Origin of the sequence: Rhodobacter capsulatus, from assembly GCF_005144475.1 — a bacterium.
GTDB lineage: Bacteria > Pseudomonadota > Alphaproteobacteria > Rhodobacterales > Rhodobacteraceae > Rhodobacter > Rhodobacter capsulatus_C.
Genome location: NZ_SWJZ01000157.1, coordinates 1 through 3,076, shown reverse-complemented (window position 1 = coordinate 3,076; position 3,076 = coordinate 1). Strand labels below are relative to the sequence as shown.

Annotated in this window: 2 protein-coding genes; both read left to right on the top strand. The window is 67.1% G+C overall.

Features of this window, described 5'->3' with window-relative positions; all coding sequences use genetic code 11:
* On the top strand, window positions 1-1,680 hold a 1,680-nt coding region (gene nifA, locus FBT96_RS20410; RefSeq protein WP_136909919.1), incomplete at its 5' end, for a nif-specific transcriptional activator NifA.
* 167 nt (window positions 1,681-1,847) lie between these two features.
* On the top strand, window positions 1,848-3,076 hold a 1,229-nt coding region (gene nifB, locus FBT96_RS20405; protein ID WP_136909917.1), incomplete at its 3' end, for a nitrogenase cofactor biosynthesis protein NifB.

Sequence of the window (3,076 nt, the reverse complement as noted above, 5' to 3'; positions counted from 1 at the left end):
GCGCTTTACGAGATCGCGAAGACCTTTGCGGCGGCGCCCGATCCGGTGGCGGAGGTGCCGCAGATCTTCAACGTGCTGTCCTCCTTCCTTGATCTGCGCCATGGCGTGCTTGCTACTCTCGCCGAACCGGGCGAGGGGGTGGGCGTCAACCCCTATGTCATCGCCGCGACGGCGTTTCAGCGCACGCCGGACGCGCCCGCCTCGGATGTGCTGCCCGATGCCGTGGCGCGGATCGTCTTTCGCTCCGGCGTGCCCTTTGTCAGCTTTGATCTGGCGGCGGAATTCGGCGCCGAGGCGGTGCCGAAACGGCTGCGCGACGCGGGCCAGACGCTGATCGCCGTGCCGCTGCGCGACCCCGAACGCAGCCATTTCGTGCTTGGCGTGCTGGCCGCCTATCGCAGCCATGACCACAACCGGTCGGGCTTTTCCGATGCCGATGTGCGGGTGCTGACGATGGTCGCCTCGCTGCTCGAACAGGCGCTGCGCTTTCGCCGCCGCATCGCGCGCGACCGTGAACGCGCGCTCGAAGACACCCGCCGGATGCTGCAGACGGTGACCGAACAACGCGGCCCGGCCGCCCCCGTCAGCCTGGACGGCATCGTCGGATCAAGCCCCGCCATCGCCGAGGTGGTGGCGCAGATCAAGCGCGTGGCCTCCACCCGGATGCCGGTTTTGCTGCGCGGCGAAAGCGGCACCGGCAAGGAATTGTTCGCCCGCGCGGTGCACGCCCAAAGCCCCCGCGCGAAAGGGCCGTTCATCCGCGTCAACTGCGCCGCGCTTTCGGAAACCCTTCTGGAATCGGAACTTTTCGGCCACGAGAAAGGCGCCTTCACCGGCGCCAATGCGCTGAAAAAGGGCCGGTTCGAGCTGGCCGATGGCGGCACCCTGTTCCTTGACGAGATCGGCGAGATCAGCCCGGCCTTTCAGTCGAAACTGCTGCGCGTGCTGCAGGAGGGCGAGTTCGAACGCGTCGGCGGCGCGAAGACGATCAAGGTCGATACCCGCATCGTCGCGGCGACGAACCGCGATCTGGAAGATGCCGTCGCGCGCGGGCAGTTCCGCGCCGATCTTTATTTCCGGATCTGCGTCGTGCCGATCGTGCTGCCGCCGCTGCGCAACCGCAAAAGCGACATCAAGCCCTTGGCGCAGCTGTTCCTGGACCGGTTCAACAAGCAAAACGGCACCAATGTCAAATTCGCCGGTGACGCCTTTGACCAGATCTGCCGCTGCCAGTTTCCGGGCAATGTCCGCGAGCTGGAAAACTGCGTGAACCGGGCCGCGGCGCTCTCGGATGGGGCGATCGTGCTGGCCGAGGAGCTGGCCTGTCGGCAGGGCGCCTGTCTGTCCGCCGAACTCTTCCGGCTGCAGGACGGGGCCTCGCCGATCGGCGGGCTGGCGGTCGGGCGGATGATCACGCCGACGGTCCGGGTGAGCGCGCCGCCGCCCGAGCCAGCGCCGGTCGCCGCGCCGTCCGAGCCCGAAGCGCCCACCTCGGGACAGGCTGTGCGCGAAGAGGCGCCGCTGCGCACGAAGACCGCGCAGCTGAGCCGCGAAGAGCTGGTGCGGGCGCTGGACAGCGCGGGCTGGGTGCAGGCGAAGGCGGCGCGGCTTTTGGGCATGACGCCGCGGCAGATCGCCTATGCGCTGCAGAAATTCGAGATCGAGCTGCGCAAGATCTGAGGGCGCGGCACAGGACGACGGGCCCCGGCTCTGGCCGGGGTCTTTGTTTTGGATCTGTCGCATTCCCGACAAAAGCGCAGGCTTTGTGCCAATCGCCCCGGCCCGGCGGCTGGCACGGTTCTTGCTGCATCCCCGATGACCCCCGCGGGAGCAACACGGAGAGCAGCATGTCGGACAATGTCGTGGCCCTTGGCACCCTTGCGATCGGCTCGAAAGAGAGCCTCTCGGCCGCGATGGCCTCGGGCGGCTGTTCCTCGACCGGATCGGCAACCGGTTGTGGCAGCAAGGAAAAACCCGAAGACATGGATCCGGCGACCTGGGCCAAGGTCAAGGATCACCCCTGCTATTCCGAAGAGGCGCATCATTATTTCGCGCGCATGCATGTGTCCGTCGCGCCCGCCTGCAACATCCAGTGCAATTACTGCAACCGCAAATACGATTGTTCGAACGAAAGCCGCCCCGGGGTGGTGTCGGAACGGCTGACGCCGGCAGAGGCCGCGCGCAAGGTCATCGCGGTGGCCAATGAGGTGCCGCAGCTGTCCGTTCTGGGCATCGCCGGGCCGGGCGACAGCGCCTATGACTGGCTGAAAACAAAGGAAACCTTCCGTCTGGTGACGGCGCAGATCCCCGACATCAAGCTGTGTCTGTCCTCGAACGGCCTCGCGCTGCCCGATCACCTGGACGAACTGGTCGAGATGAATGTCGATCACGTCACGATCACCATCAACATGATCGACCCCGAGGTGGGGGCGCGGATCTACCCCTGGATCTTCCACAATCGCCAGCGGATCTACGGCGTGGACGCCAGCCGGATCCTGCACGAGCGGCAGATGGCGGCGCTGGATGGGCTTGTGGCGCGGGGGATCCTGGTCAAGGTGAATTCGGTGCTGATCCCCGGCATCAACGACGCGCATCTGCTGGAGGTGAACCGCGAGGTCAAACGCCGCGGCGCGTTTTTGCACAACATCATGCCGCTGATTTCGGCGCCCGAACATGGCACGCATTTCGGCCTGACCGGGCAGCGCGGGCCCTCGGCGGCCGAGCTTCTGGCGGTGCAGGAGGCCTGCGCGGGCGGCGCCAATCTGATGAAGCATTGCCGCCAGTGCCGCGCCGATGCGGTGGGGCTTCTGGGCGAGGACCGGGGGCAGGAATTCACCCTCGATCTGGTCCCCGAGGCGCCGGTCTACGACCCCGCCGCGCGCGAAACCTATCGCGACTGGGTGGGCGCCGAGCGCGAAGACCGCCGTGCCGCGGCCGAAGCGGCGCTGGCCGCGACCGAGGCGGCGGTGGCGGCAACCTCGCCGAAGCTTCTGGTGGCGGTGACGACCCAGGGCGGCGGCCGGATCAACCAGCATTTCGGCCATGCGACCGAGTTCCAGGTCTTCGAGGTCGACGC